This window comes from Sulfitobacter sp. 1A15258 (genome assembly GCF_043557045.1).
Taxonomy (GTDB): Bacteria; Pseudomonadota; Alphaproteobacteria; order Rhodobacterales; family Rhodobacteraceae; genus Sulfitobacter; species Sulfitobacter faviae.
In genome coordinates, this window is sequence record NZ_JBIFFK010000004.1 from 84,011 (window position 1) to 107,846 (window position 23,836).

The 23,836-nt window shown below is 63.6% G+C and carries 17 protein-coding genes; 12 read left to right on the plus strand and 5 right to left on the minus strand.

The window, feature by feature from the left end; translation table 11 throughout:
• Window positions 1–25 precede the first annotated feature (25 nt).
• The 8 genes from ACGYK9_RS10000 (at window position 26) to ACGYK9_RS10035 (ending at window position 15,481) form a co-directional block, all read left to right on the plus strand.
• Complete coding sequence (locus ACGYK9_RS10000; protein ID WP_394422519.1) at window positions 26–2,560, plus strand: ATP-binding protein; 2,535 nt, start codon at window positions 26–28, stop codon at window positions 2,558–2,560.
• A gap of 529 nt (window positions 2,561–3,089) precedes the next feature.
• A complete protein-coding gene (locus ACGYK9_RS10005; protein ID WP_394410662.1) occupies window positions 3,090–8,201 on the plus strand; it encodes a GEVED domain-containing protein in 5,112 nt (1,703 codons plus the stop codon).
• Between the two features lie 186 nt (window positions 8,202–8,387).
• On the plus strand, window positions 8,388–9,305 hold the full coding sequence (locus tag ACGYK9_RS10010; protein ID WP_394410810.1) for an iron-siderophore ABC transporter substrate-binding protein: 918 nt from the start codon (window positions 8,388–8,390) through the stop codon (window positions 9,303–9,305).
• Window positions 9,305–10,306, plus strand: a complete 1,002-nt coding sequence (locus tag ACGYK9_RS10015) for a FecCD family ABC transporter permease (RefSeq protein WP_394410659.1) — start codon at window positions 9,305–9,307, stop codon at window positions 10,304–10,306. The genes ACGYK9_RS10010 and ACGYK9_RS10015 overlap by 1 nt, the downstream gene beginning before the upstream one ends.
• Entirely contained in the window at window positions 10,303–11,334 is a 1,032-nt protein-coding gene (locus ACGYK9_RS10020; RefSeq protein WP_394410656.1) for a FecCD family ABC transporter permease, read from the plus strand. The genes ACGYK9_RS10015 and ACGYK9_RS10020 overlap by 4 nt, the downstream gene beginning before the upstream one ends.
• On the plus strand, window positions 11,331–12,155 hold the full coding sequence (locus ACGYK9_RS10025) for an ABC transporter ATP-binding protein (protein WP_394410653.1): 825 nt from the start codon (window positions 11,331–11,333) through the stop codon (window positions 12,153–12,155). Before ACGYK9_RS10020 ends, ACGYK9_RS10025 begins: the two co-directional genes overlap by 4 nt.
• 98 nt (window positions 12,156–12,253) lie before the next feature.
• The gene (locus ACGYK9_RS10030) at window positions 12,254–14,377 is read left to right on the plus strand and encodes a TonB-dependent siderophore receptor (protein WP_394410650.1); all 2,124 of its coding nucleotides are present in this window, start codon (window positions 12,254–12,256) and stop codon (window positions 14,375–14,377) included.
• A gap of 60 nt (window positions 14,378–14,437) precedes the next feature.
• Window positions 14,438–15,481, plus strand: coding sequence for a siderophore-interacting protein (locus ACGYK9_RS10035; protein WP_394410647.1), 1,044 nt, complete (start codon window positions 14,438–14,440; stop codon window positions 15,479–15,481).
• Window positions 15,482–15,488: 7 nt separating this feature from the next.
• Here ACGYK9_RS10035 and htpX read toward each other — a convergent pair whose 3' ends face one another.
• The 3 genes from htpX to ACGYK9_RS10050 form a co-directional block, all read right to left on the minus strand.
• Entirely contained in the window at window positions 15,489–16,412 is a 924-nt protein-coding gene (gene htpX, locus ACGYK9_RS10040) for a zinc metalloprotease HtpX (protein WP_209218342.1), read from the minus strand.
• A 159-nt stretch (window positions 16,413–16,571) separates the two neighbouring features.
• Entirely contained in the window at window positions 16,572–16,820 is a 249-nt protein-coding gene (locus ACGYK9_RS10045; protein WP_394410644.1) for a DUF6552 family protein, read from the minus strand.
• On the minus strand, window positions 16,810–17,514 hold the full coding sequence (locus tag ACGYK9_RS10050) for an SDR family oxidoreductase (protein ID WP_394410641.1): 705 nt from the start codon (window positions 17,512–17,514) through the stop codon (window positions 16,810–16,812). The genes ACGYK9_RS10045 and ACGYK9_RS10050 overlap by 11 nt, the downstream gene beginning before the upstream one ends.
• A 130-nt stretch (window positions 17,515–17,644) precedes the next feature.
• Here ACGYK9_RS10050 and ACGYK9_RS10055 point away from each other — a divergent pair, with 130 nt between their 5' ends.
• The gene (locus ACGYK9_RS10055) at window positions 17,645–18,520 is read left to right on the plus strand and encodes a LysR substrate-binding domain-containing protein (protein WP_394410807.1); all 876 of its coding nucleotides are present in this window, start codon (window positions 17,645–17,647) and stop codon (window positions 18,518–18,520) included.
• Here ACGYK9_RS10055 and ACGYK9_RS10060 read toward each other — a convergent pair.
• Window positions 18,517–19,173, minus strand: coding sequence for a GntR family transcriptional regulator (locus tag ACGYK9_RS10060; RefSeq protein ID WP_271688255.1), 657 nt, complete (start codon window positions 19,171–19,173; stop codon window positions 18,517–18,519). The two genes, ACGYK9_RS10055 and ACGYK9_RS10060, sit on opposite strands and share 4 nt — an antisense overlap.
• Window positions 19,174–19,346: 173 nt before the next feature.
• On the opposite strand from ACGYK9_RS10060, the gene ACGYK9_RS10065 reads away from it, so the two are divergent.
• From ACGYK9_RS10065 to ACGYK9_RS10075, 3 genes are all read left to right on the plus strand, one after another.
• Window positions 19,347–20,156, plus strand: a complete 810-nt coding sequence (locus tag ACGYK9_RS10065) for an ABC transporter substrate-binding protein (RefSeq protein ID WP_394410638.1) — start codon at window positions 19,347–19,349, stop codon at window positions 20,154–20,156.
• An 81-nt stretch (window positions 20,157–20,237) separates the two neighbouring features.
• Window positions 20,238–20,909, plus strand: coding sequence for an amino acid ABC transporter permease (locus ACGYK9_RS10070; RefSeq protein WP_067265504.1), 672 nt, complete (start codon window positions 20,238–20,240; stop codon window positions 20,907–20,909).
• A 73-nt stretch (window positions 20,910–20,982) separates the two neighbouring features.
• On the plus strand, window positions 20,983–22,122 hold the full coding sequence (locus ACGYK9_RS10075; RefSeq protein ID WP_394410635.1) for an aminotransferase class V-fold PLP-dependent enzyme: 1,140 nt from the start codon (window positions 20,983–20,985) through the stop codon (window positions 22,120–22,122).
• Window positions 22,123–22,147: 25 nt separating this feature from the next.
• Here the strand turns inward: ACGYK9_RS10075 and ACGYK9_RS10080 are convergent, their stop codons facing one another.
• The gene (locus ACGYK9_RS10080; RefSeq protein ID WP_394410631.1) at window positions 22,148–23,737 is read right to left on the minus strand and encodes an ATP-binding protein; all 1,590 of its coding nucleotides are present in this window, start codon (window positions 23,735–23,737) and stop codon (window positions 22,148–22,150) included.
• Window positions 23,738–23,836 lie beyond the last annotated feature (99 nt).

Sequence of the window (23,836 nt, forward strand, 5' to 3'; positions counted from 1 at the left end):
GCGCGCAAGAAGCCGACAGGTCTTGATGCTTATCCTCGTGCTGGGGATGAGCATCGCCGCCTATCTGGCCTATAACGTCTGGGACCGGATTCAGGCGCTCGACAGTGCGCAGCAAGACCACGCTGAATGGGTCTTTACGCAGATCGAGATCGAATTCCTGAAGACTGACCGCGCCTTGGCGCAGGCGAAATCCGCCACGCCCGAGGCGCTGGACGAATTCCGCAAAAGGTTCGACATCTTCTATAGCCGCGTTCTGTTGGCCGAACGGGTGCGCAACAACGCAAAGGCCAAGCCGAAAATTCGTGAGTTGCGGGCCCTGCTGGACGGGTTCCTGCCTGCGATTGACGGGTCCGACGCCGAACTGCTCGCGGCATTGGACGATATCGACGCCATGTTGCGCAGCATCGAAGACGTGCCCCGCGAGATTGCCCTCGCCTCCATCGCCATTGCCAGCGAGCTGTCCCAAAACGAACGCCATGAGATCGTGCGGCTGATCGAGGTGATGGCGGCGATCGTCTTGATCGTCACCCTTGCCTTGGTCGGGGCGGTTTATCGCCTCTCGCGGCAGGCCAGCCGGTTGAATCGCACATCGCAACTGGTCGAAGAAAACCACCTGCGCCTTGCGACCACCCTTCAGGCATCGCTCGACGCGATCGTCGTCATCAATGAGCGGGGGGAGATCGAAGATTTCAACGGTTCCGCCGAAGAGATCTTTGGCATCACCCATGAGGCGGCTAAGGGCAGGGACTATATCAGCCTGTTGATCCCCCCGGCTGACCGTACGATGCACCGCGAGCGGCTTGAAAGGTTCCGCATCACCGGCGAGACGGAGGTCGCCGACAAGGGCCGCCGCGAGTTTGAGATGATCGACCACGCCGGGCGCATTTTCCCGGTCGAGATGTCCGTGTCGCAATCGCCGATGGGGCAGGGGTCGCTCTTTATCGCCTATATTCGGGACATTACCGAAAAGCGCCTCCGCGAGGCCGAGATCATCGCCGCGCGGGATGAAGCCCTTGACGCCTATCAGGAAAAATCGCGTTTCTTCGCCATGATGAGCCACGAGATGCGCACGCCGCTCAATGGTGTGATCTCGGCCCTGCAACTGCTGCAAGATGACCGGCTTGATGATGAGCAAAAGCGCTATCTCGATGCGGCGATGACCTCGGGCGAGATTTTGTTGGGCCATATCAATGACGTGCTGGCCATTGAGCGCAGTGAGGCGGGAACCTATGAACAGGTGCGTCAGACCTGTGACATGACCGTGCTGATGGCGGGAATCATCAACACGATGGACCCTCTGGCCGAGGCCGGGGGCACCCGGCTGCACCTTGATCTGACCCAGCTAGACGACAAGGCCATTGTCACAGACCCGCGGGCGATCCAGCAGATTTTGGTGAACCTTTTAAGCAACGCGATCAAGTTCAGCCCCGGCGGCGATGTGACCTTGCGCGGGTGGTTCGCCAAATCCGCCACGGAGGGGGAAGAATTTCACCTTCAGGTCGAAGATGACGGCTCTGGCATTCCGGCGGGGGATATCGACCGTATTTTCGAAGATTTTGTCTCGCTCGACAGCCGCTATGAGCGCCGCACTGGGGGCACCGGTCTGGGGCTCGGGATCGTGCGCCGTCTGGTCAAACGTCTGGGGGGTGAGATCACCTGCGAGTCGACCGTGGGGGAGGGGACATGTTTCACCCTGCGCCTGCCGGTAGAGCTTGCCGATTTGGCCGAGATCGACAGCGATGCGGCCCCCAACTCGCAAAAGCGCGCCGAACCCGCGGCGGCTCAGCGGCTCAACCTTCTGCTGGTGGACGACAATGAGATCAACCGCGAGCTGATCAAGGCGATGCTTGAGAAGATTGGCCATGACGTCACCCTCGCCACCGGCGGGCGCGAGGCGATCGAACTGGCCGAAGACGCGCCTTTCGATGCGATCCTCATGGATATCTCCATGCCCGAGGTGAACGGCATTCATGCGACCAAGGCGATTCTTTCTGGCGAGGGCCCCAACCGCGAAACGCCGATCATCGCCGTGACCGCCCATGCCATGCCGAAAGAACGGGCGGAGTTCAGCGCCGTCGGGATGTCGGGGTTCATGCAAAAGCCGTTGGATATGAAGGTACTGCGCGCCAAGCTGCGCGAACTTTCGGGGCGCGCGGTAATGCCCGAACAGGCTCTGCCCGAGCGTTTGGCCAGCGCCCAGTCATCGGTACAGGCGAAATCCGCGAAACGGCCCCTGTTGAACGAACAACAAATCGCAGATCTGCTCGACCTGCTGGGCGCGGATAAGCTGCGCGAGCGGGTGGAAAAGCTCGACCAACAAGTCGCGACCGATCTGCCCGACCTGATGGCAGCCGATGCTCTGCCTGACCTACAGGCCCGCGCCCATGCCATGGCCGGGATGTGCGGCATGCTTGGCGCCGACCGGCTGCACGGGCTGCTCAAAGAGATCGAGACCGCCTGCAAGACCGACAAGGACGAAGAGGCCCGCGCGCTGGCTGAGGCTTTGCCCGCCACCTGCGACGCGACGCTGGCGGCGATGAAGGCGCAGCTTGACCTCTAACAAATCTGCTTGGGCGGAGCGGCGGAAACCTATCCTTAAGACTAGTCCGATTATACCCCCGCCCAGATGCAACGATGCGAGGCGCGACCTATAGTTAGTTATGCCCGCCGATAGACGGGTCTGCACGAAGGCGTCATTGACCAGACCAATGACCGCGTCCCAAGCTGGCAACCGGTTCATTTCGACCGTTTCGCCTGAAAATATGCTTCACGACGCGGGCCTTCTCGGGAGCTGCTGCCCGTTCCCCTACCCCAGGGAGCGGCTCCCTGATAGCTTTGCAGCGATGCGCCCCACCGGTTTTCCCCGTCCTCCCCTCGGGGGGAAGACCGGGGGCGCATTTGGCGATCTGGCCAGAGCTGTTTCACCTATCCGTAAGTATATCGCGCTATCCGCAGCGGCATCTGCTTTGACCGGACGCACCTTCGCATTGGCAACGACAATTCGCGATAAATGTCCGGTAGATATTTGTTCGTATTCTCGCTGGGGGCCTCGTTGCGCGGGTTCTCCGGTTCGGACCGAAAGGTGAATTGTGAAACGTCTCTCTAACCGAAAAGCGCTGCGCGGTGTCTCCCTCGCCGTTTGCGCCGCGCTTACCGTCTCCTCCTCTCCCGCGGATGCCGGGGATTTCTCGATCGATTGGTCCACTTTCGATTGGCCCGCAGGTTTTGCCGGGCCTTTGTTGCGGACGCTGTCGGACCAATATGGTTTCGAGATCGACACGACGGTCGAGATCACCGGCAATCTGCGCCCCTATAGCACTGATGCGCAGGGCAATCCGATCTTCACGCCCGACGATGTGAATGTTCTGGGCGGCGGTGTCGATTCGCTTGTCATCGTGGGCGATGCCGCGCCGAATGCGGGGCGGCGCGGCGATGACCGGATCACCGCCAGCGTCTCGGCCAGTTCCGGCGGCGTCGCGTTTCAGGTCGACAACCTTACCGTCGACATCCTCGACATCGACCCCACCGACAACCACAGCACCGGGGACCGCTGCGATTTCGTGACCGCCTTTGGTGATAACGGCAACCCAAGTATCACCACACTGGGGCCGGCACCCACCGTCGTGGTCGGCCCCGGGCCGGGGTCCGGCGACACCGGCCTGCTGAACGGGAACGAGGCGCAATGTCTTTTCATCGACGGCAGTGCCTTCCTCTCTCCCGGTTCGGGCGATGATACCAATGGGTCGATCCGGCTGAGCTACCCCAATGCGACCTCACGGATTGAGCTTTGGTACGACGAAAGTATTGGCGAGGTCCGCAGCTACTACAATCCGGTGACCCTGCCCTATGATGCAGGGGCGCGGGGGATCGGTATCTTCGCCGATGTCAATTTTACCACCGAACAGACCATCAGCCTTGCACGGTTCACCAGCCCGCTCTCCGCGCTTCAGGGTACGACGGTTACCTTTATCTATGAGGTGACCAATACAGGGGAGCTGCCCTTCAACCCGAACCAAGACGTGGTGATCGAAGACAGCCTTGTGGGCACGGTCACCTGTCCGGCCATCACCGCACCTGTGGCCCCGGGCGGCAAGGTGACCTGTACGGCGGAATATACCGTGACGGCGGCGGATGCCCTTTCAGGCGCGGTCGACAGCACCGCCACGGCGGGGATCGGTGCGATCGACACGCCTTTCGTGTCGCGCCTGCAGTCCAATCCGCAAAACGCCAGCATCGTCGCCAATGTCCTGTCCACCGACACCGGCCCGCAAACCTGTACGCCGCGGTCGGTTTTCGCGCAGCCGCGCACGCAGCTGGCAGGGGCGGGCAGCGCGGCGGCGCTGACGACCTCGGACATCTTCGTCTTTGATAATGTCACCACCGACATCAATGGCAACGATCTGGATGTCGTGTTCCAAGCGACCCAGATCAGCAACGCCACTGCGGTCAATATCGACGGCTCGCTCGAAGCGCGGATGACACCCGCTGACAACGGCTTCGTCACCTACCGTTTGCGCCTGGTCGAAGACGGCAGCGCCACCCCCTCGAATCCCCAAGGGCGGGCGGTCGAGCAAAGCCGTATCAACGGCGTGATCGTTCAGCAGACGGATGTGGACAGCCGTGGGACATCGGATGACAGTTCGGATGTGGTCGGCCCGCTGCTCGCGCCCGATGGCATTTCCTATTTCCACACCGCGCCGCTCGCCGGTTTTCCCGCCGGGGGGCAGGCGATCACGATGGACCCCGCCAAGGTGGGTGACCCGACCAATTGGACGGAAGAGCCGAACGAGACCGGTTTCGACAACTATGCCACCTATGAATATGGCACCTTCACCGAGGGGGAGTTCATCCACGGCTATACCGGCAGCTCGCTGAACAACGCGCGGCGCGGCTCGTCGATCCGGCTTTGCGCGGTGGCGAATACCTCGGCCAGCGTGGTGGCGGGCGACGATGACTATACCGCGACGCCGCTCAACAGCCTGCTTGGCGGCACGGCGGGAGAGGTCATGTCCAACGACACGATCAACGGGCTGCCTGCCGCCTTCCCCACCGCGACGCTTGCGGTGCTAACCGAAGCCATACCCCAGAACAGCGGTGATCCGGTGCCCGTGCTTGAGACCCAAGGCGCGGATGCGGGCCGGGTGATCGTCCCGCCGGGGGTGCCCTCGGGCACCTATCTGATCGACTATGAGCTTTGTGACAGCATTGACCCCACGCAATGCGACCGGGCGCAGGTCACGGTCGCGGTCTTTGATGGGCTCGGGGTCGACTTTGGCGATGCGCCGATCTCTTACCTGACCGCCTCGCATGGGGTCAGCGATACGCCGCAGGTCTATCTTGGCGATGTGCCGCCCGATATCGAACTGGTGGCCCAGTCCGATGCCTCGGCCACGGCGGACGACCTGTTGGACAGCGATGACGAAGACGCGGTGGTCTTTCCGGTGATGACCCAAGGGATGATCAGCACGCTCAACATTCCGGTCAAAGGGGCGGGCTACCTTCAGGCGTGGATCGACTTTAACGGCGACGGGGTCTTCGAAGGGTCTTTCGGCGAAAACATCGCCCGCGACCTGCGTGACGATGGCACAGGCTTTGACGATGTGGCGGGCGACGGCGTGATCCAGATCGACGTGACCGTGCCCAGCGATGCCACCACTTCTACCACCTTTGCGCGGTTCCGCTATTCATCTGAGGCCGGGCTGCCGGTGGCGAGCTTTGCCGTCGATGGCGAGATCGAGGATTACTCCCTCATCATCGCGGCTGCCGATCTAGTGGACCGGGGCGACGCGCCTGCCAGCTATGGTGAGCCGCGCCATATCATCGTGCCGGACATCTACCTTGGCGGTGGCCTCCCCGATTCCGAGACCGAGAGCATGTTCAGCGCCAATGCCGATGGTGACGACCTCGACGGGATCGACGACGAAGATTCCGTGGCCGAGTTCCCGGTGCTTGAGGCGGGCACCATCGTGCCGCTGACCATTCAGACCCATGAGACCCTCAGCGTGCAACTGGCCCTTGGTCTGCCGGTGACCGAAGGCATTACCAATCTTCAGCTCTGGATCGACTTCAACCAGAACAATGTCTTCGACCCGACCGAACAGGTGGCCATCAACTTTCGCGACGGCGGCTTGGGTGATACGGATGGCGCGTTCAACAACCAGATCAGCCTGAACATTCCCGTGCCGGTCGATGTGGGCAATGGCACCACCTATGCCCGCATCCGCTGGTCGACCTCTAGCGCCCTGACCCAAGACCCTTTCAGCGGTCTGAACTTCGATGGGGAGGTTGAGGATTACCTCGTGACTCTCGTCAATCTGTTGCCGCAGGGCCGGATCGGCGGAACGCTTTATGAGGACGCCGACAGTTCCGGCAGCCGCGACGGGGCCGAAGCCACGCTGCCCGCGGGCATCACCGTGACGCTTTTCGACGATGCTGGCACGCCCGCCGATCGGGCCGATGATACGCAGATGGCGGTGACCGAAACCGATGCGGCGGGGGCCTATTCCTTCAGCAACCTCGACCCGGCACGTGCCTATCTGGTCGAAGTGGATGAGGCCGACCCTGAGATACCGGCGGGCCTTACCCTGACCACCGGAAACCCGATCGCGAGCCTTGCCGTCGATGCGGGCAGCGGCAGCCCGGTAAGTTCCGATTTCGGTTTCGAAACCCTGCCGACTGAGGCCGATTTGGCCTTGACCCAAACCATCCTACGCGCGGCGGACGCCAGCCCCGCGACAGAGGCCACGGTGGGGGAGGCGCTTGACCTCGTGCTGACCGTGACCAACACCGGGCCCGGCAGCCCCTCGGATGTGCGGGTGCTCGATCTCATCCCCGATGGCTTCGCCTATGTCTCGGACGATGCGGCGGCGCAGGGCGATAGCTATGATGCTTCGACCGGTCTGTGGCTGCTTGGCGACGTGCCCTCGGGCAGCAGCCACAGCCTGACCATCCGCGTCACGATGCAGAGCGAAGGCGCCACGGAAAATCAGGCAGAGATCATCGGCGCGTCGCTTTCTGACCCCGACAGCGACCCCGGCACCGGCGCGCTGGTGGATGACCTCGGCGATGGGCTGGTCGATGATGACGAGGCGGTAGCCCGCGTGGCCCGGCGTTCCAACGGTCCGGTGCTTTCTGGCGTGGTGTTCTTTGACATCGGCGCGGGGAGCGACGCCTATGACGGGGCCCAGCAGACTGGCGAGGCGGGCACGGACCGCGCCCTGGTCGAGATTTTGGATGCCGGCGGCGCTTTGCTGGTCACGCCCGATCTTGCGGCGGACGGCACATGGCGCGCGGCCTTGCCTGAGGGGTATAGCGGCGCTGTCACCGTGGTGGCTCAGCCCGGCGCGGGTCTGCTCAATGTATCCGAGGGCGGCGCGGCCTTGCCCGGCGTCGTGAACGGCGATCCCCATGACGGGCGCTTCACCTTCACCCCCGCGGCGGGCACCGCCTACGCCGGGCTCGGCTTCGGCCTTATCGAAGCGGCGCGGCTGAACCAATCGCAGGACAAGACGATCCGGGCCGGGCAGGTCTTGGCGCTGCGGCATGAGTATATTGCCTCGGCCCCGGGAAACGTGGTGTTCAGCGTTACCGCCGAAGCCTCGGCCCCCGAAGGGGCCTTCTCGACCGCGCTTTACGAGGATACGGATTGCGACGGCACGCCGGACCAAGCGATCACCGGGGCGCTGCCCACCAATGCGGGCGGGCTGATCTGTGTCCTCGCACGGGTCACCGCCTCGGGCGCGGCAACGCAGGGATCGACCTATCGTTTCGATCTGGTCGCCGACACCAGCTATGGCTCCAGCGGCCTCGCCCAGCAAAACGTCAACACCGACCGGCTGGTGGTTGAGGCGGCGCAGGGCACGTTGAAACTGACCAAAACCGTCCGCAACGTGACGCGCGGCACGCCCGAAGGGGTGAGCAACGGCGCCGCTGCCGGGGATGTGTTGGAATACCGCATCTATGTCGAAACCGTGGGCACCGTGCCCGCGCGCGACATCGTCGTTTACGACAAGACGCCGCCCTACACGGCTCTGGCCGCGGCGGTGCCCAGCCCGGTCACCCTGGCCGATGGGGTGACCTGCACGCTGGACGCGCCATTGGCGAATGCGCCGGGCTATGACGGGGCGCTGCGCTGGTCCTGTACCGGTGCGCTGCAACCGGGCGCGCAGGGCTTCGTCGCCTTTGAGGTCAGCATTCAATAACCACAGCCGGGGCCGCTTCGCAGGCGGCCCCGGCACCGCCCGACCCGTGATTCGATGAACTGCCCTGTTGCATCCCCGCCCGCTGGGGCATAACAGGCAATAGTTTACTAAAAGAATCGGATTAAGGGGGCCGCGGTGCTCAGAACGTTGTCATTCATTTGCTTGGCCTTTGGCGCGACCGCCGCCATGGCGCAGGACTTTCCCGTCACCGTTGAACACGCCTTCGGCGAGACAACCATCGAAGAGCGCCCCGAGCGGGTTGCCTCGGTCGGTTGGGCCAATCACGAAGTGCCCTTGGCGCTTGGCATCGTGCCGGTTGGCTTCGCCCGCGCCTCATGGGGGGATGACGATGGCGACGGGCTGCTGCCTTGGGTGATCGAACGGTTGGACGAATTGAACGCCGAGGTGCCGACGCTCTTTGACGAGGGCGATGGTATCGATTTCGAGGCCGTGGCCAGCACCCAGCCCGATGTGATCCTCGCCGCCTATTCCGGCCTGTCGCAGTCGGATTATGAAACCCTCAGCCGCATCGCCCCGGTCGTCGCCTATCCCGAAGCGGCATGGACCACGACATGGCGCGAGATGATCCGCCAGAACGCGGCGGGCCTCGGCATGGCCGAGGAGGGCGAGGCGATGGTCGCCGGGATCGAAGAGCGTATCGCCAGCGCCCGTGCGGCGCATCCCGAACTGGCCGGCAAGACCGGCATGTTCGTGACCCACCTTGACCCGCGTGACCTCAGCACCATCGGTTTCTACGCCGCCGCCGACCAGCGCGTGCAATTCCTGACCGACCTCGGCATGGCGACGCCGCAGGCGGTGCGCGAGGCCAGCGAGGCCGGAAAATACTCGGGCCGTGTCAGTGCAGAACGGATCGACCTGTTTGACGATGTAGACGTTGTGGTGACCTATGGCGATCAGGCGCGCTTGGATGAACTGGCCAAAAACCCGCTGATCGCGCGCTTTCCGGCTGTCGCCCGCGGCTCGGTCGTGCTTTTGGCGAATGACCCGATGGGCACCGCCGCGAACCCGACACCGCTGTCGATCGACTATGTGCTCGATGATTACCTCGCGCGGCTGAGCGCCGCCGCCACGCGCGACGAGTAATGCAGGTGCAGCGCCCCCAACGGCTGGCGGGCCTCGCACTTTTGCTGGGCCTGCTTCTGCTGATGACCGGCCTGTCGCTGACCGTGGGCGCGCGCGCCGTGCCGTGGGGCGAGATCTGGGCGGGGATGACCGGCCGGATCGAGACCATCGGCGCCGCCGCAGTCGCGGTGCGGATGCCGCGCACGGCGCTGGCTGTTCTGGCGGGCGCGGCGCTTGGCCTTGCGGGCGCGGTGATGCAGGGCATCAGCCGCAACCCGCTGGCCGACCCGGGCATTCTGGGCGTTAACGCGGGGGCGGCGCTTTTTGTCGTGGTGGGCATCGCTTGGTTCGACATCAGCGGCGCGCAGAGCTTTCTGTGGCTCGGCATCGCCGGGGCCGCGGTCACGGCGGTTTTCGTCTATCTGATCGGCTCTGCCGGGCAGGGCGGGGCGACACCGCTCAAGCTGACTCTTGCGGGCACCGCGACCTCCGTCGCGGTTTCGGCCTTTATCATCGCGGTGGTGCTGCCGCGCAATGACATCGCGGGCTCCGTGCAATCTTGGCAGGTCGGCGGCATCGGCGGCGCGAGTTTCGAGACCCTCTTGCCCGCCTTGCCCTTCGCGCTGGTGGGGCTGGCGCTGAGCCTCGCCTCGGCCCGGGTTCTCAACGCATTGGCCCTGGGCGAAGAACTGGCCACCGGCCTTGGCCAAAGCGTCGCCTTGGGCCGGGTCATGGCGGCGGCGGGGGCGGTGATCCTTTGCGGCACGGCGACGGCGCTTTGCGGGCCGATCGGCTTTGTCGGGCTGGTGGTGCCGCATCTGTGTCGGATGATCGCGGGTGTCGATTACCGGCTGGTGCTGCCGCTCTCGGCCTTGGCGGGGGCCTCCATGCTGGGGCTGTCGGACGTGCTGGGCCGCGTCATCGCCCGCCCGAATGAGTTGGACGTGGGCATCGTCACGGCCTTTGTCGGCGCGCCCTTCTTTATCTGGACGGTACGCAATCACAGGATGCGCGGGCTATGAGCGATGTGACCTTCAGCGCGCCGCGCAGTTTTCGCCCCGCCGCCGCGCGCCGCATTCAGGTGCTGGGCGCACTGGCCGCGCTTGTTTTGGGCCTGATGCTTCTGACGCTGAGCTGCGGGCGCGGCTGCCTGCCGCCGGGTGACGTCTGGGCCGCGCTGACGGGGGCGCCGGGGGCCAATGCCTCATTTGTGGTTACCGATTTGCGCCTGCCGCGCGCGGTCATGGGGCTCTTGGCCGGGGCGAGTTTTGGCTTGGGCGGGGTGGCGTTTCAGATCATGCTGCGCAACCCGCTGGCCAGCCCCGATATCATCGGCATCAGCGCCAGCGCAGGTGCGGCGGCGGTCTTTGCCATCGTCATTCTGGCCCTCGACGGTTGGCTGGTATCGCTCGTCGCGGTCGTGGCGGGGCTTGGGGTCGCGGCGATGATCTGGGCGCTGTCCTCGCGGCGCGGTGCCGCCGGGGCGCGGCTGATCCTGATCGGCATCGGCGTCTCCGCCATGCTCGACAGTGTGACGGCCTATGTCCTGCTCGAAGCGCCCGCATGGGACCGGGCCGAGGCGATGCGTTGGCTGACCGGCAGCCTCAACGGCATGCAACTCGTTCAAGCGCTGCCCGTGGCGGGGGCGCTGTTGGTCTTCGGCGGGCTCTTGGCCGTTACCGCCCGCGACTTGGAGGTGCTGCGCCTTGGCGATGACACCGCCGAAGCGCTTGGCGTGCGCGCCGATGCCACGCGGCTGCGGGTGACACTGGCCGCCGTCGGCCTTGTGGCCATCGCCACGGCAGCGACCGGGCCGATTGCCTTTGTCGCCTTCCTCTCAGGCCCCATCGCGGCGCGGCTTTTGCCGGGCACGACCGGTTTGTTGCTGGGGGCCGGGCTGGTCGGCGCCGTGTTGGTCATCGCGGGCGATTTCGTGGGGCAGTTCCTGCTGCCCGCCCGCTTGCCCGTGGGGGTCGTCACTGGCGCGGTCGGCGCGCCCTTCCTTTTGTATCTCATCGTTCGCGCCAATAGAAATGGGGGCACCCTATGACCCACGACCACCGTCTTGAAACGCGCGATCTGGGCGCGGGCTATGAAAAGCGCGTGATTTTGGAGGGGGTAACGCTCACCGTCCCGGCGGGCAAGATCACGGCCATCGTGGGCGGGAACGCCTCGGGCAAGTCAACGCTTTTGCGGACGCTGGCGCGGATTTTGCAGCCCAAGTCCGGCGCGGTTCTGCTGGATGGCGAAGCGCTGCACCAAATGAAGTCGCGCAAGCTGGCGCAGGTCATGGGGCTGCTGCCGCAATCGCCCATCGCGCCTGAGGGGATCGCCGTGGCCGATCTTGTGGGGCGTGGGCGGCATCCGCATCAGGGGCTGTTCTCGCGCTGGTCGGCAGAGGATGACCGCGCCGTGGCCCGCGCGCTGGCCGCGACAGGGACCGAGGAACTGGCCGAGCGCGATCTCGATACCCTGTCGGGCGGTCAACGCCAGCGGGTATGGATCGCCATGGCCTTGGCGCAGGAGACCGATCTGCTGCTGCTGGACGAGCCAACGACCTTTCTGGACGTGGCGCATCAGGTTGAGGTGCTGGACCTGCTGGTCGATCTCAACATGGCGCAGGGCACGACGATCGTCATGGTGCTGCATGATCTGAACCTCGCCGCGCGCTACGCCGATCACCTGATCGCCGTGGGCGATGGCGGCATCCGCGCCGAGGGGCCGCCCGCCGAGGTCCTGACCGAGGAATTGGTGAAAACCGTCTTTGGCCTGTCGTGCCGTATCGTCAACGATCCGGTCTCGCAGACCCCCTGCATGGTGCCAATTGGGCGTCACAAGATCGGGCCGCCACGCAAGAATGCCGCGGCCTGAAAATAACTGACTAATTTAGTCAGATTGACTCTGGTCTCCTCCGTATCATAGGGGTAAGGGAATCCCGACTGATTCACTAGGTTATTACGGAGACCGCCATGTCCTCTTCCAAACTCATCCCCCTGCAACTGGGGCGCGGCTCTCTCAAGACGGCGCTTTTGTGCTGTACGGCGCTGGTGCCGGGCACGCTTTACGCGCAAGAAGCCTACCAGTTGGATGACGTGATCCTCGAAGCCGAAGCGCAGACTTCGGGCGCGGCGGATGCCGAAACGGTTGTGGCCAGCGAGATCAGCAGCGGCGGCAAACTGTCGGGTGAGATCATCGACATCCCGGCCAGCGTCTCGGTCATCACCAGCCGCGAGATCGAAGCCCGTGGCGCGGATAGCGTGGAGCAGGTGTTGAACTACACAGCCGGTGCCAGCACCGACAGCTATGGCGCAGATGATCGGTTCGACTATTTCATCCTGCGCGGGTTCGAAGCCTATACCTACCGCGATGGGTTGACATTGGGCGCGAACTTCGGATCGGTCCGGGAAGAGCCTTTCGCCTATGAGCGCGTCGAGGTGATCCGGGGCGCGTCGTCTTCGACCTTTGGCCTTTCCGATCCCGGCGGCTCGGTCAACTATGTCAGCAAACGCCCCCGCGACGAACGTTTTGGCAGTGTCTACACCTCGGTCGACTCCTATGGCAGCTTGGAAACCGGTGTGGATTTCGGCGACAAGCTGGATGAGGAAGGCACGCTCAGCTACCGTTTCACCGGTCTGCTGCGCAATGGCGAGCTTGAGTATCCCTATTCCGAGAACGATGAGATCTTCGCGATGGGCGGCCTGACATGGCGCCCCTCCGATGCGTCTGAGCTGACCGTGATCGTCGATCACCTCAACCGCGATTCCGTACCCGGCAGCGGCGGTTTCCCGGCGGGCGGCGATTTTGACCGCGGCGATGTGTTCTATGGCGAGCCTGACTATAACTACCGCGGCACCGAGCGGACGACCGTCTCTGTTCTGGGCGCGCATGACTTTGGCAACGGGCTGAGCTTTGGCGGCACCCTGCGCTACAGCGACAGCGCCGATGACTTCGGCTATGCCTATGTCAGCGATGGAACCCCGAATGACAGCACGGTGGACCGCGCCTTTTTTGCCAGCGATGGCACGAGCGAGAGCATGATCTCCGACCTGCACCTGACCTATGAAGGATTCTTTGGCGGGGCGGCCAGCACCACCACGGCAGGGGTCGAATTCTCCTGGTCCGATAGCACCGATCTGCGCTTGTATGGCGGGGCCCCTTCGGTTGACCTCGACAACCCGACGCCTACAGGCCGCCCCGACAGTGTCCCATTCTATCAGGAAGTGATTGAAGATACTCAAGGTAAAGCCATCTACTTGCAGCAAGAATTCAATTGGCAGGACCGTTTTCTTGCCTCCTTTGGATTGCGTCACGACTGGATCGACATCCACCAAACGCGGACAGATGTTGACTATGTGAACGGCGGAACCATCACAACTCAAGCTGACGGTGAAATCAGCGAGACGACAGGCCGCGTGGGTTTGACCTACAAGATCAAACCAAACCTTTCGGTTTTCGGTAACTACGCGCAATCAGTCGTGCCTGCGGGCATCGGCATTGAGCCAGAAGAGGGCGAGCAGTTCGAACTGGGCACCAAGTGGCAGCCGATCGGGACAAATGCGCTGTTAACGGCCTCGGTCTATGACCTGTCGAAAAGCAACATCACCCGTAACAATCCGAACAACAACAACCTGCCGGAAACCATCGGTGAGATCGGCGTGCGCGGCATCGATCTGGAAGCCAAGGCCGAGGTGGGCGCCTATACTCTCACCGCCGCCTACAGCTATCTGGATGCCGAGATCAAAGAGAACGGCACCGCGGGCAACGTTGGCAACCGCCCCGCTCTCGTGCCTGAAAACGTCGCCTCGATCTGGGCCAGCCGGACTTGGGAAAACCTTGGCCGTGGTGATCTGACCGTCGGTTTGGGCGCACGGTTCAACAGCGGCTACTACTACAGCGACAGCAACGCCACAGGCGAGACGGGCAGCTTTGTCGTGGTCGACGCCGCGGTCAGTTATGACTTGTCCGAGCAGACTACCCTGTCGGCCAATGTCACCAACCTGTTCGACGAAAAGCACACCTCCTTCGGCGGCTCTTACGCTGACTTCTACAGCCCCGGCCGTGAAGTCACCGTGAAGCTGGCCCATAGCTGGTGAGCCTAGAGCGCGGCACTCCCCTCGTGTGCCGCGCTTTCTTTTGACCGGGAGGAGCCACGGATGACCATCGCCAAAGCCAAGACCACCATCCCCATGGATGCCCCGCAGGAGATGCTGTCGCAAATCCTGTCGCATCTTGTCGATGACCACGGCATGGCGTTTCGCGCCAAGGGGCCGAGGGGTCATGTGTTTGAGCAAGACGGCTACCGGGTAGAGTTCGATCTTTGCCCGCGTGGGCTGGAGGTCAGCCTGCAAGCTCCCGGCGAAAACGCCATGCAATTCTCGAAAGAGGGCATGGTCCATCATGTGGCGGAGTTTGACCCCGCGCTGGCCGATCGCATCCGCTGGCAGGGTGTGGCGCAAGAGGCCGGAGAGACGCCGCAGAACTTCCGCTTGTTGGAGGTGCTGAACAGCGAAATCCTCTTCGAAGGGATGCAGCGCGTCACCCTGCATTACCCGGATATTGCCGAGCTTGCCCCGCAGGGCATCCATCTGCGCCTGATCCTGCCGCGCGATGCCAGCCGCACGCCGGTCTGGCCGGTGATGGGCGCCAATGGGGCGCCGGTTTGGCCCAAGGGTGCGGATGAGTTGCATGCCCGCTATGTCACGCTCAAGAACATCCGCCCCGAGCGCGAAGAGGTCGATATCGACGTGGTTCGCCACGGCTCCGGCCTGATCTCGCAATGGGCGCAGAACGCCCAAGCTGGGCAACGGATCGGCGCAATGGGGCCGGTGGGCATCAGCGCTTTGCCCGAAGCCTCTTCCTATTTCCTCGCCGCCGATGGCACGGGGCTGCCCGCCGTGGCGCAGCTTTTGGCGCGGCTGCCCGAGGATGCTGTGGGCGATGTGGTGGCGGCGCTGCCGCGCGGGGTGTCTTATCGCGACTACCTGCCCAAGACCAAGCTGCGCGTCCATGCCCTGCCGCCCGCCACCTTCGAAGCCGAAGTGCTTGGCCATGCGCAGGCGCTGACGGATGACGGTTTGGGCTATGCCTTTTTCGCCGGAGAGTTCCAGAACGCGCAGCAATTGCGCGGGCATTTCAAAACCCATCTCGGCATGGATAAAACCCGCCAGATTTGCACCGCCTACTGGCGGCGGGGCTAAGCGCGGCCTAGCGCCACGGCCCCGCGTCGCGGCGTCTGCCGGTTTTCGGGATGCGGCTGCTGCTGGTTGGGCGGGCGCTCTGTGTTCGCACTGGCGCGGCGTCAGGTGTCATCGCACGCAGGGCCGCGATGCGGTTCTCCGTCGCCGGGTGCGTGGCGAAAAGATTGTCGTGTTTATGCGCGTGTAGCGGGTTGATGATGAACATATGCGCCGTGGCCGGATTGCGCTCTGCCGCGTGATTGTCGATCCGCGCAGCCCCCATGGCGATCTTCTCGAGCGCCGAGGCGAGCCAGAGCGGATGGCCGCAGATCTCGGCCCCCGCCTTATCGGCGGCATACTCCCGGGTCCGGCTGATCGCCATCTGCACCAGCGCGGCGGCCATGGGGGCGAGGAACATCATCATCAAGGTTCCGATCATCCCCATCCGCTCACGCGCGCCGCCGAAGAATAGCGCGAAATTCGCCAGCATCGAAATCGCACCGGCGAAAGTGGCCGTCACGGTCATGATCGCCGTGTCATGGTTGCGGATATGGGCCAGCTCATGCGCAATGACGCCGGCCAGTTCCTCGCGGCTGAGGCTTTGCATCAGCCCCTTGGTCACCGCCACGGCAGCATTGGCCGGATTGCGCCCGGTGGCGAAGGCGTTGGGCTGGGGCGTGTCGATCAGATAGACCTTGGGCTCGGGGAGGCCCGCATTCCGCGCAAGCTCTGCCGTCATGGCGTAGAGCCCCGCGCGGTCCCCCGGCGAGACGGGCTGCGCATTGTGCATCTTGAGCACCATGCGGTCGGAGTTCCACCAGGTGAAGGCGTTCATCCCCGCCGCCACCACCAGCGCGATCAGCGCGCCGCCCGATCCGCCGATCAGATAGCCGACCCCCATGAAAAGCGCGGTCATCGCCGCCATCAGCATCGCTGTCTTTACATAGCCCATCTTGGTCTCTCGCGGTTGTTCTTTGCAAAGAGATATGGGGCAGCTTCCGCGTCGTGCAAGGTAGGCGGGGGAGGGGGCACGGTTCCCCCCGCCGGATGATATACTCGGATACGGGGCCGAGAGGGCGCCACGCAGACGACACCCCTCGGCACACCGCCGCTACTGACTGGCCATCCCCGCCAGCATCGCCCCCATGGCAACGAGGTGAACCAGCGTGATCGCCCGGTCATTCCAAAGCAGCCCCACGATCAGCCAACCCAGAACCCCCACCACGAAGAGGTAGAGGTTCCACGGCGTCCAGCCGAAACCTGTGGCGGCATAGCCTAGGATCTGGATCACCGAGGCGATCCATTTGACCAAAAAGGCCAGCCGCTGCGGCGTGGCGGGCGCAAGCGCTTCAGACGCCACGGGTCAGCCCGCCGTCGATGCGCCAGTTCTGCCCGGTGACATAGGCCCCGCCCTCGGAAGCGAGCCAGCCGATCAGCGATGACACCTCGGCCTCGGTGCCGTAGCGCCCCATGGGAATGCGCACGCGCCGGTCCTCAGTCTCGGGCAGGCTGTCGATAAAGCCGGGCAAGACGTTGTTCATGCGGATGTTCTGGCCCGCATATTGATCGGCGTAGAGTTTGGTGAAACCCGCCAGCCCGGCGCGGAAGACGCCCGAGGTGGGAAAGAGCGGGTCCGGCTCGAAGGTGGCGAAAGTCGAGATGTTGATGATCGCGCCGCCGCCCTGCGCCGCCATGATCGGCGTTACCAAACGGGTGGGGCGGATCACGTTCATCAGATAGACATCCATCCCATCGTGCCAATCTGCGTCGCTCATTTCCAGAATGTCGCCCTTCGGCCCATGCCCGGCGGAGTTCACCAGCACATCGACGCGGCCCCAACGGTCCATCGCGCCATCCACCAGCTGCGCCAGCGCGTCTGGCGATTGGTTCGAGCCGGTGATGCCAAACCCGCCAAGTTCGGTGCCGAGCGCCTCTCCCTTGCCGGAAGAAGACAGGACGCCGACCTTAAAGCCGTCTGCCGCCAGTTTGCGGGCCGCGCCGGCACCCATGCCGCTGCCGCCTGCGGTGATAAGGGCTACTTTTTCTGCTGTCATCGGGTATGCTCCATATACAAGGCAGCGATTGCGCTGCGGGGATATGCTGCGTCATTTAGGTGCTGTGATCCCGTGCAGCCAGCCAGATGCTTTGTTGTGTGACTGTAGGAAAACTATCGTGTCGAATGAGATGCCTCTGCCGCCCTTGAACGGGCTTCGTGCCTTTGCCGCCGCGGGGCGTCACCTGAATTTCCGGGCCGCGGCGGATGAGTTGGGCGTGACCCAAGGCGCGGTCGCCCAGCAGGTGCGCGGGCTGGAGGATCATCTGGGGCTGCGTCTGTTCCTGCGCGAGCTGCGGGGGCTGGCCTTTACCGACGAGGGGCGCGCCTATCATCTGTCAGTGTCGCGTGCTTTCGATCAATTGGCGGAGGCGACGGATGCCCTGCGCCACGCGCCCGCGCGGGTGACGATCAGCGTGACGCCGACCTTCGCATCCAAATGGCTGATCCCCCGGCTTTCGGATTTTACCCAAGCCCACCCCGGCATTGACTTGCGTATCACGGCGACAGAGCGGGTGGCGAGTTTTCATGCCGACGGGATCGACCTTGCCGTGCGGCAGGCGCGTCCGCCCTTTGGGGCGAGCCTGAGGGCGACCCTGCTTTTCGCGCAGGAGGTGGTGGCAGTGTGCTCTCCGGCGCTGATCGCGGGGGAGGGGGCGGTCGATGCCGCCACACTGGCGCGCATGACCCTGCTTCACGACACCCATGACCTCTGGCCGCGCTTTGCTGAAGAGGCTTTTGGCGGCAGCGTCAAACCGGCCCGCGCGCTGCGGTTCAATCAAACGACGCTGAGCCTCGATGCTGCTTTGGCGGGCCAGGGGGTGGCGCTGGCAAGCCGCTTTCTGGTGCAGCGCGATCTTGAGGCGGGGCGGCTGCTGCGCCCGGTGCCGCATGTGATGGAAGGCGGGCTGGATTTCTACCTGCTTTCGCTTCGGCAGGGGGTGTCGAGCGCGGCGATCATCGTGCGCGATTGGCTCTGTACGGTGGCCAAGGGCGAGGCGGGTTAATCCTGCGCGCGGGCTTTCAGCCGCAGGAAGCTGTCTTCTCCGGCCAGAACGTAGCGCAGCAGCAAAAGCTCCACCTTGGCCGCATCGCGGGCGGTAAAGGCGCGCAGCATGTCGCGGTGCAACTCCACGAGGGTTTCATGCGCGACGGCGTCGCGCAGGGTGGCCATGCGAACGGCCTGAATTTGGGCCATGTAGCGCAGGATCGTGTCGCGCAACTCGATGTTGGGCACCGCCATGATCCAAGTGCGGCGGATGTCTTCGGAGGCGGCGTAGAGGCTTTCGATATCGCCGGTTTCCAACGTGCGCTCGGATTGTTCCACCGCGCGGGTCAGGGTGGCGATGTCCTCATCGGTCAGCTGATTGGTGGCCAGCGCCGCGGCGCGCGGTTCCAGCAGGCGGCGCAACTCGAAAATCTCGCAAATCTGGCGCATCGACAGGTTGGGCAGGGTGAAGCCCCGCGTCGTGCTGTCGAGGTAGCCCTCATGCGACAGGCGCATCAGCGCATCGCGCACCGGCATCCGCGAGACGTTGAACTCTTCGGCGACGGCGGTGTCGACAAAGCGGTCCCCATGGCTGATCTCGCCCCGCTGAATGCGCCCGAGGAAGATGTCGTAAATCTGATCTTTCATGTGGCGCTTGGCTGAGCGGGGCATTCCGACCTCTCTGAAAAGTATGCGATTGCAAGCCGAGCATGCGCAAGAAATATGCTTATGGCTAGGTATAAGTTTGCATACTTGCAAAATTCAATTGAATTCGTATACGAAAACTGGCAGCCAATAGGGGAAAGCTTGCCGCGCTGCGCGGGGGTGTTCACAGGGAGCAAAACATGAATCTGAAAAATAATCTGATCGTTGGCCTCACCGTCGCGGCGCTGACGACACTGTCGGGCGTCTCTGCCATGGCGCAGGACGTGCTAAAAATCGGCTCTTACCCGGCGAACCCGCCGTGGGAGTTCAAGAACGAAGCGGGTGCCTTCGAGGGGTTCGAGGTCGACATCATCAATGAGGTCGCGGCCCGGCTTGGCAAGACGACCGACATCAGCGGCTACGACTTCCGCGCGCTTTTCGTGGCCACCGCCTCGGGCCGGGTCGATGCGGTGATCTCATCGCTCACCATCACCGATGAACGGCTTGAGGCGCAGTCTTTCACGCAGCCCTATTTCTCGGGCGCATTGGGGGTCGGCACCAAGACCGACGCCGGGATTGCCGATCTTGACGGGCTGGAGGGCAAGCGCATCGGTTCCATCGCCACCTCTTTCCCGGAGAATTGGTTGAAAGAACGGGAGGATGAGCTCGGCTATAAATCCTATTCCAGCTATGACACCACCGCCAATATGCTGACCGATCTGCGCAGTGGCCGGATCGATGCCGCGGTGAACGATATCGTCAGCCTGCGCTACGCCTTTGCCCAGCCGACGATGCAGGGCTTGCAGGTCTCGGTCGAGATTCCGACGGGCGATAAATTCGCGATTATGATGCCCAAGGGCTCTGAGCATCTGGAGGCGGTCAACGATGCGATCTCTTCCATGAAAGAGGACGGCACCATGGCGGCGCTCTATGAAAAGTGGCTCGGCGTGGCACCTGCCGAAGGTAGCCTTGCGGTGACCCCGTTGCCGGTGCCGACCTCGGCTGACTGATACCCATCGGGCCGCGGGTGGGGCGTTGCCCTACTTGCGGCCCATGGCTGGCTCCCTGCGATCAAACTGACGGACTGCGCAATGGAAATCATCGACATCTTCTTCAATCTCGACGTGATGCGCCGCGCTTTCCCGATCTTGATGCGCGGGCTGCTCAACACCATTCTGCTGGGCGCTTCGGCGATTTTCTTTGGCGGAATCCTCGGCGTTCTGGTCTGTCTGGTGCGGCTCTATGCGGCCAAGCCGTTCCGGCTGCTGGCGGTTCTGTATACGGATATCTTCCGCGCCATTCCGGTGTTGGTGGTGCTGATCCTCGTCTATTACGCACTGCCCTTCGCGGGCATCGTCTTTTCCTCATTCGTGGGGGCGACCATTGCGCTGGCGCTGGTGCTGGCGGCCTATACGGCAGAGGTCGTGCGCGCCGGGATCGAAGCCGTGCCGCGCGGCCAGTTTGAGGCCTGCGATGCGCTTGGCCTGTCTTTCTTTACCACCATGCGCAAGGTGATCCTGCCGCAGGCATTTCGGATGATGATCCCGCCGCTGGCCTCCTATGCGGTGGCGATTATGAAAGACACTTCGCTGGCCTCGGTCGTGGCGATGGATGATCTGCTGAAACAGGCCACCGACGCGCAGGCGCTTTTCGCCAATCCGACGCCGCTGCTGCTGGCCGCGCTGATCTACATCGCGATCCTTTGGCCAATGGTCCGTTTCACCGGCTGGCTAGAACAGCATTACAAGCGCGGCTACCGCTGAGCCGAAGCTGTCCATCCCCCCACAAAACTACCGCCCCGCGCGCCTGCGCGGCCAACACCCTACGGAGATTACAATGTCCACAGAAACAGGAACGGGCGACGCCTATCTCCTTTATCACTCCATCGGCCAATACCCCGGCAAACATGCGGATATGCTGGCCGGGCTCACCGATTTCACCGATGCATGGGCCGCGCCCAACGGCGACCAATGGGCCGATGTCTTGCCCAAACGCCAGCAGTTCATTGACCTCTGGGCCGAGTTGATCGGCGCGCCGAAGGGCACCGTCACCACGACAGAGAGCGTCACCACTGGGCTGATGGCCGTCATCGGTGCGCTGCCCGAAGGCACCCTGCGCGGCAAGAAGGTCTTGGTGGCAGAGGATGGTTTCCCCTCTCTGCACTTCCTGCTCACCGGCCTGTCGAAGCGGTTTGGTTTCACGTTGAACACTGTGCCGATCCGGCAAGGGGGGCACTGGGTCGAGGCCGAAGACATCATCGCCCATTGGGATGAGGAGGTGGCGCTGGCCCTGCTCACTTGGGTCAGCTCGACGACCTCGCACCGGTTGGACATCCCGCAATTGGTGGCGCATGGCCGCAAGATGGGATCGCTCATCGGGGTGGATATGACGCAGGCCGTGGGGCTGCTGCCCTATGACGTGACCGCGCCGCGCGTCGATTTCGCCCTGTCGACCAGCCTCAAATGGATGTGCGGCACGCCGGGGGCGGGGATCGTCTATATGGATGCCGATCTGATCCCGCAGTGCCAGCCCGAGATGCGCGGCTGGTTCTCGCAAGGCAATCCGTTCTCATGGGACCTGGACGCTTTCGAATTCGCGCCCGACATTCGGCGGCTCGACAGTGGCACGCCTTCGACCGTTCCTGCGGTGGCGAGCTTGCCAGCGATGAAATGGCGCATGGGGCAGAACACCGAAGCACTGGCCGCGCATAACCGCAAGCTGACCGCGCAGCTACAGGCGGGGCTTGAGGGGATGGGCCTGACCCTTGCCAGCCCGGCGGACCCGGACCAGCGGGGCGGCAGTCTCATGGTGGTTCTGCCCGATCACATCGACGCGGCGGATGTGGTGGCGCAATTGGCGGCGCTGGAGATTTACGTCGACAACCGCAGCCAGACCCTGCGCATGTCGCCGGGGGTGCTGACCACCGCCGCCGGGATCGACCGCACGCTCCACGCGCTTCGGGCTTTTCTGACTTGACGCTACCCGGGGCCGCGATGCGCCGTCAGGAGGCGGCCATCGCATCCGGCCGCCCTTCGAGCGGCGGAAAATTCACGAAAAAGGTCGTGCCTTCGCCCTCGGCGGTTTCAAAGCGGATTTCTCCAAGGTGCTGGTCGACAATGGCTTTGACGATGCTCATGCCCAGCCCATGCCCCTCTTTGACCCGGTAGCTGGAGCCCCGGGAAAACCGTTCGAAAAGAACCGGTTGCAGTTCCAAAGGCAGGCCGCTGCCGTGGTCTTTGACCCAGAACCCGGTGCCATCCTCCGAAAGACCAAGCTGAACCGTGCCGCCTTCGTCCGAGGCTTTGATCGCGTTGGACAGCAGGTTTGACAACAACCGCGTGAGCCGCCCTTCGTGCAGCCGCAACAGCGGTGCGGGGGCCTCGGAGGGGGTCATTTCCAAGCCAACGCCGCGCTCTTTCGCGTAGGAGACCAAGGTCTCCGAGGCTTGGGCCAAGAGCGGTGCCAAGGGGCGTTCGGAAAACCCCGATTGATCCGGTCTGCGCAGGGTTTCGACATCCAGAATATCCCCCACCATCTGATCGATCGCCCGCGCGTTGCGCATCGCGAGCTGCAACAATTTGCGCTTTTGCGGCGGCAGATCGTCCGGGTTCAACTCAAGCAGGCGCAGCGCCCCGGTCAGCGCGGTCAGCGGGGTTTTCATCTCATGGCTGACGGTGGCGATAAGCTGGTCCTTGGCGCGTTCAAACTCGCGCTGTTCGCTGACGTCGCGCACCACGCCAAGATAGCCCAGATGCTCACCGCGGTCAGTCTCGACCTTGGCGGTGGCGACTTGGCCTTCGAAGGTCGTGCCATCGGCGCGGCGACAGGCGACGGAAAATCCGCTCTCTTTGCTGGTGGTGCCGGCATTTGACAGCTCTTCGCCGACACGTTCATAGCTGCCGAGGGTCTCGTAAAGAACCGCCGTTTGCCGCCCCAAAAGCGCGTCAGGGGCGTAGCCGAACAGTGTTTCAACCGCCGGGTTCACCATGGCCACGCGACGGTTGGGATCGGCCATGATGATGGCCTCGGGCACGGCATCGACCATCGCCTTGAGCAGCCCGCGCTGTTCGCGCAGCGCGCGGCGCTCGGATTGCCGCGAGAGCTCGCTGCTCAGCCAGCGGGCGAGGAATTGAACGAATTGGGTCTGCGCCTTGCTGAACGGGGCGGGGCGCGGGGCGGTGCCGGAAAAGTTCAACGTCCCAAAGAGCGCATCGCCGATTTTCAGCGGTGCCCCAATGTAGCTTTCCAGCCCAAAGTTCTCATAGCAGGGATGGGCCGAAATCTCTTGTTGGCCCGCGTGGTGAAAAGAGGTCACATCGTCGTTGCCAAGCGTATGCAGGCAATAGGTGCCATTGATGTCGAAGGTGCTGCCGGGGGCGGGTGCCCAATCGGGCCCATGGACATAGACGCATTCATAGACCGGGTGATCCACGCGGGAGACGATGCCAAGTTCGAGGTCAAGCGCCTCTGTGCCCAGTTGCAAAAGCTTGGCGATCTTGTCTTCGACAGAGAGGTCAGGTTCGACAGCAAGCATATAGAGTTGCCGCAGCGGATCGTCGAAATCCGCCAGAGCGTTGTAAAAGTCGTTCATATTTGCCTCTGTCGTGATCTTTGCATCTGTCTTGGCGCGTGGGCAGATGTTCACCCAAGGTATCCCCCTCGGGCACCGCTGCCAATGCCGCAACGGCTA

Excerpts from the sequence above, each read along its gene's own strand:
- ACGYK9_RS10000 (WP_394422519.1), top strand. The coding sequence starts at position 26 with ATGCTTATCCTCGTGCTGGGGATGAGCATCGCCGCCTATCTGGCCTAT.
- ACGYK9_RS10010 (WP_394410810.1), top strand. The coding sequence starts at position 8,388 with ATGGCGCAGGACTTTCCCGTCACCGTTGAACACGCCTTCGGCGAGACA.
- ACGYK9_RS10015 (WP_394410659.1), top strand. The coding sequence starts at position 9,305 with ATGCAGGTGCAGCGCCCCCAACGGCTGGCGGGCCTCGCACTTTTGCTG.
- ACGYK9_RS10020 (WP_394410656.1), top strand. The coding sequence starts at position 10,303 with ATGAGCGATGTGACCTTCAGCGCGCCGCGCAGTTTTCGCCCCGCCGCC.
- ACGYK9_RS10025 (WP_394410653.1), top strand. The coding sequence starts at position 11,331 with ATGACCCACGACCACCGTCTTGAAACGCGCGATCTGGGCGCGGGCTAT.
- ACGYK9_RS10030 (WP_394410650.1), top strand. The coding sequence starts at position 12,254 with ATGTCCTCTTCCAAACTCATCCCCCTGCAACTGGGGCGCGGCTCTCTC.
- ACGYK9_RS10035 (WP_394410647.1), top strand. The coding sequence starts at position 14,438 with ATGACCATCGCCAAAGCCAAGACCACCATCCCCATGGATGCCCCGCAG.
- htpX (WP_209218342.1), bottom strand. The coding sequence starts at position 16,412 with ATGGGCTATGTAAAGACAGCGATGCTGATGGCGGCGATGACCGCGCTT.
- ACGYK9_RS10050 (WP_394410641.1), bottom strand. The coding sequence starts at position 17,514 with ATGACAGCAGAAAAAGTAGCCCTTATCACCGCAGGCGGCAGCGGCATG.
- ACGYK9_RS10055 (WP_394410807.1), top strand. The coding sequence starts at position 17,645 with ATGCCTCTGCCGCCCTTGAACGGGCTTCGTGCCTTTGCCGCCGCGGGG.
- ACGYK9_RS10060 (WP_271688255.1), bottom strand. The coding sequence starts at position 19,173 with ATGCCCCGCTCAGCCAAGCGCCACATGAAAGATCAGATTTACGACATC.
- ACGYK9_RS10065 (WP_394410638.1), top strand. The coding sequence starts at position 19,347 with ATGAATCTGAAAAATAATCTGATCGTTGGCCTCACCGTCGCGGCGCTG.
- ACGYK9_RS10070 (WP_067265504.1), top strand. The coding sequence starts at position 20,238 with ATGGAAATCATCGACATCTTCTTCAATCTCGACGTGATGCGCCGCGCT.
- ACGYK9_RS10075 (WP_394410635.1), top strand. The coding sequence starts at position 20,983 with ATGTCCACAGAAACAGGAACGGGCGACGCCTATCTCCTTTATCACTCC.
- ACGYK9_RS10080 (WP_394410631.1), bottom strand. The coding sequence starts at position 23,737 with ATGAACGACTTTTACAACGCTCTGGCGGATTTCGACGATCCGCTGCGG.